This window comes from Pseudomonadota bacterium (assembly GCA_010028905.1).
Lineage (GTDB): Bacteria > Vulcanimicrobiota > Xenobia > RGZZ01 > RGZZ01 > RGZZ01.
In genome coordinates this window covers 1-4440 of sequence record RGZZ01000420.1, presented here as the reverse complement: position 1 = coordinate 4440, position 4440 = coordinate 1, and the positions used below count along the sequence as shown (strand labels likewise).

Here is a 4440-nt window from a genome sequence, read left to right as displayed (position 1 = left end):
CTCAGATACCTATGGAACGGGCACCGACAGCTTCATCGTGCTCGGCAGCTCGCTGGCCCGCAGCCTGACAGAAATCGAGCTGCTGTTCGTCATCGCCAAGGAGCTGGGGCACGCCAAGAGCGGTCACGCCATGTATCGCACCGTGGCGCAGATCGTGGCGGGGTCGCACAGCAACAACCTCATGGCGGGCGGGCTCCTTGGGTTTCTCGACGTGAAGCGACTGGTCTCCTTGCCCATCGAGCTTCCGCTGATGTCGTGGCTGCGACAGTCAGAGGTCACTGCCGACAGTGCCGGTCTCCTGGTGGTGGGCGATGTCGACATCGCGCGCAAGACCCTCGTTCTCATGAGCCTGCGCGCGCCCGACCTGTACAAGCAGATCAACCTCGATGTGTGGCTCAAGCAGCAGGATGATCTCGATGGCAAGGTCTCGAGCCTGAACGAGTTCGTCTCCCAGAGCAGCCCGTATGTGTCACGGCGGGTTCGGCTGCTCGACGAGTACTCGAAGACGCCCGTCTTCCTGGCTGCGCGAGCCCGCATGGCGCAGTCGGCTGATCTGCGGGCGACACTCGAAGCCATCGAGCGCCTGAAGGCGGCGGCCAGGCCCGCAGGCGCAGGTGCTTCGGGGGCGACGTCGCCTGTCTCTGGTGCAGCGCAGCCAGGGGAGGGAGCACTGGCTCCGGGCGCGGTGTCGTCCCCGCCGGCGCCGGTGTCTGACGCAGAGACCATTCGCGGCCGCTGTCCGAGCTGTGGCGGTGCCTACAGCGTCGCTCGCGCGAAGCTCCCGCCGGAGGGGCGGGTGCATCTCAAGTGCAAGGGCTGCGGAGGCACGTTTCCCGTGCAACGTTGATCCCGAAGATCGGCGTGTTGTGAGATCGGTTACAGCTCTGTCTCGTCCGGCGGTGTATGCTCTGGGCAGAGAGATGTGAATGTTCGTCCACGAGGGCGAGGTCAGGAGAGAGACAGCCATGGAAGCCATCACCGGAAGTCAGTCGTCAGAGGGCATCGACCCCTCGAGTCCTCTCGGGGGAGAGCCGAGCGGGTCTGCGCCTGTCGATGCGGGATCGCATGCGGAGCCGTCCAGCGCGCCGCACGCCCCCGCGGAAGGCGCGCCGCATTCCGAGCTCATCGCGTCCGATGCAGGTGGAGGCGACGCCACCGTGGTGACGTTCACCGAGCGCGCCGACGGGCACACCGAGATCCACGCTGCGCAGACAGACGCAGAGGGCCACGTCACCGTTGTAGAGGTCGAGATCGACGCCGATGGGCATGCCCACGGTGAGGTGGTCGAGGTCGACTCCGAGGGCCACGTGCTGCACGCCGAGCACATCGAGGTGCAACCCGACGGCGAGGTCACCGTGGTGGAGGTCGACGTCGATCACGACGGCGCTGCGGATGGGCATCCCCCTGATGGTGGGGCGCACTCCGACACCCCGATTCATCACGAGGAGACCTCGCACGATGGCGCGCATGGGGAGGAATGGGTCTTTGATACCGACGACTACGTGCCCAGCACCACGCCGGGCGATGACTGGTCGCCAGAAGGCTGAGCGAATGCCGCCGCCCGCGTCTGGCCCTTCGTGCGACGGGTCAGAACCGCTGGCGAACCGTCTGGTTCTGGCTGCCGATGTGCGTGTCGTGGCAGTACCAGCCGTGCCCCGATGCGTCCATGTACGCATCGACGTGATCCGTTGCCAGCCCTCCCAGCGAGGTGTCGCAGATGACGCGCGTGCCCTTCGGCTCGCGTGTCGCCTGGGTCGTGGTTGAAGAGACCTCCGGAGCGCATTCGCACGTCTCCGTGTCGCGGGTCTCGTTCCACAAGACCTCTTTGTTGCCTGGCTGGCGGTTGTAGGCGATGTAGCGGGTGCTGCGCAGGGCCTCTGACTCGTTGACCGAGATCAGCACGACCCGCCCCGCCTCGATGGCAACATCTTGCTCTGAGCCGTCGAGCGCAGCAACGCGATCGATCTCTTCACGCCACTCGTCGAGAACGCGCTCTGCCTGTCTGCGCGCTTCCTGTGGTGTGATTCGGTGTCGTCGCTGCGACGTGAGGCACGATTGCAGAAAGCTCATCGGAGCCCAGCTCGCAGCCTACTGCGGCGTGAGGTTCAGCACGAAGGGCGGCGGACTGTCAGGCGACGCTGCGGCCCACGACGCGCTGTCGCCCTGCGCTTCGCCGACGGGCGCATCGACGTCGTGGAAGACCAGGCCGTAGGGCCTTCCCGCGTCGCGTAGCGCCTCGGTGATGGCCAGGTCGTTCAGCAGCGACGTGTCGAGGGTGAGCACGTGGAAGGCATCGTGCTGGCGAAGCTTCTGGATGATGGCGTCAACCAGGAAGCCCGGATCGGTGTCGGCCTCGACCTCGACAACGCTCTCGCCGTCGAGATCGATGCCGTTCTGGGCGGCCCATCGGTGAAGCGCTTCACGCTTCAGCGGAATGCCCACGATGGAGTCGGTCGACAGCAGCGTGCCACTTGCCACGGCTTGCGCATCGGGAAGCGGGGTGCGGCTGTCGGCCAGGATGAGCAGCTGCGCGGTGTTGTTCATCGGTGTGAATCTCCTCTGTCTTCAGCTCGGCCTGGCTGGGGTCAGTCGGGCACCTTGTCGAACGGGATGGCGGGCGTCAGCTCAACCCCCGTGCGCATCGTGCGGTGGAGATCGGGCAGGGTCACCCAGCCGTCATGCTTGGCGCCGTGCTGGTTGTCGAGCTTGACGTAGGTCTTGCCGTCCTGGCCGACCTTCACGTCGTGGATGGTCTGCACGTGGGCGCCGCCCATCGTCGACACGCCGAGGGGGAAGCTGCCATTGGCCTTCAGATCCATCAGGCGGTTCGTCGAGGGGAGATCGTAGTTCCAGGTGCGACCTCCGTTGGTGGAGTAGGGGGCGCCGAGGTACGGCATCGGGTTTTCCTTGCCGAGCATCATCTTCGACGCCGTCACGATGTCGTCTTGTGAGAAGTCTGGGCCGCTGTCCTTGTTGCTGATGGGACGGCCGTTGCGGTCGGCGATGCGGTCTTCGCCGATCTTCACCGAGCCAGCGCCCTCGCGCTGCCACGAGATCTTGTCCATCACGTAGCTGCGGTCCTTCCACTTGTCGCCCTTGCCACCCGTCTGGTAGGTGCCGTTGATGAGGGTCATCTCCATCACCTGGCTGGCGAAGTTGCGCTTGCCGCTGCTCGGCTTGTCGAGATCGTAGTTGGTCTCGTCGTCGCCGGGCTTGAGTGCGTTGGCGGGAGGCGTCACGGTCTTGCCGTCAGAGGTCTTCCACGAGCCCGTCAGCCCGATTTCCTTCACCAGGCGGCTGTACTCCTCAGGGTGACGCGCCGCGCTGTAGATCTCGAGGGTGGTGACGTTGCAGGTGGGGTGGTAGCCCTGATCGATCTCGGTGGGACGGGCGATGTTGTGCATCGCCGTCTCCACGAGGTTCTTGCGCTGCTCGGGGGTGTAGAGGGGGCTCTTCTCGGGGGAGGTGAGCAGGGTGTTGAGGTTGTTGAAGGTGCGAACGATCTGATCGGCAGAGTAGCCGTACTTCTTGGCGTTTTCGGCGAAATCGGCCATGTAGCCGTCGAGCCGCTTTGAATCGAGCCCGGCCTGCTTGGCGGAATCGAGGAAGGCCTGCTGGGCCGCCACGGCGTCTGCCGGCAGGTTGGTATCGACAGGAGGCTGCGGGTTGATCTTGTTGTCGGTGCCGGGGCCGACGAGACCGTCGACAGGCTTGCCGTCGACGCCTTTGACCCCGGCGTTCTCGCGGGCCTCGCCCACGGGAGCCGTCTTCTGCTCGCACGTGTCGCCGTTGCACGCGACGTAGCCGTAGCTGCCGTCTTCGTGTGGCTTGCCCATGACCTGGCGCTTGTGATCGACGCCCGGCGTGGTGAAGTCGTTGCTGTCACCCTCGCGGGTCCAGGTCTGACGACCCGCCTTGTCGGTGTCGGTGATCGACGAGAGCTTGCCGTCCTTGTAGTCGAACGAGCGCGAGCGGCCGTCGGCCAGGGTCACGCGCGTGATCGCGTTGTCGGCGCCGAAGGCGCGGGTCACGCCGTCGGCGGTGATTTCGCGGCGTCCGTCGGTGTGCTCGATCACGCGCTGGTTCTTTTCGTCGACGTAGCGCAGGCCGCCGTCGGGCATCAGGTCCATGCTCTTGCGGATGCGCGGCGGCTGCTCGTCCGACTGCCACTGGCCGCTGCCGTCACGGTTCCACTTCACCTGGCGCGCGGCGCTGTCGCCAGACGCAGGGAACGTCTCGCTCAGGCCGTTCAGGCGGCTGCCCTCGAGCTGCGCTTCGATGCGGCGGCCATCCTTGCGGGTGATGTCGGCCTTGTTCGGCCAGATGCCGTCGGCGTTGCGGCGCTGACGGTCGCTGTCGCTGATCTGCTTGCCATCGGCGAGGCTGTGGGTGAGGCCCTGCTCGCGATCGATGTCACGCGAGCTGTAGACGCCGTTCGCG

5 protein-coding genes are annotated in these 4440 nt (G+C 65.8%); 2 read left to right on the top strand and 3 right to left on the bottom strand.

What is annotated here, in order from left to right; translation table 11 throughout:
- On the top strand, positions 1 to 847 hold an 847-nt coding region (locus tag EB084_20315), incomplete at its 5' end, for a hypothetical protein (GenBank protein ID NDD30611.1).
- A 79-nt stretch (positions 848 to 926) separates the two neighbouring features.
- Positions 927 to 1547: a hypothetical protein gene (locus tag EB084_20310; protein ID NDD30610.1), complete on the top strand. Its 621-nt coding sequence runs from the start codon at positions 927 to 929 to the stop codon at positions 1545 to 1547.
- Positions 1548 to 1587: 40 nt separating this feature from the next.
- Here the strand turns inward: EB084_20310 and EB084_20305 are convergent, their stop codons facing one another.
- From EB084_20305 to EB084_20295, 3 genes are all read right to left on the bottom strand, one after another.
- Positions 1588 to 2070 carry a hypothetical protein gene (locus EB084_20305; GenBank protein NDD30609.1) on the bottom strand — a complete coding sequence of 161 codons (483 nt, stop codon included), beginning with the start codon at positions 2068 to 2070 and terminating at the stop codon, positions 1588 to 1590.
- An 18-nt stretch (positions 2071 to 2088) separates the two neighbouring features.
- A complete protein-coding gene (locus tag EB084_20300; GenBank protein ID NDD30608.1) occupies positions 2089 to 2544 on the bottom strand; it encodes a hypothetical protein in 456 nt (151 codons plus the stop codon).
- 41 nt (positions 2545 to 2585) lie between these two features.
- A partial coding sequence (locus EB084_20295) for a hypothetical protein (protein NDD30607.1) occupies positions 2586 to 4440 on the bottom strand: 1855 nt, incomplete at its 5' end.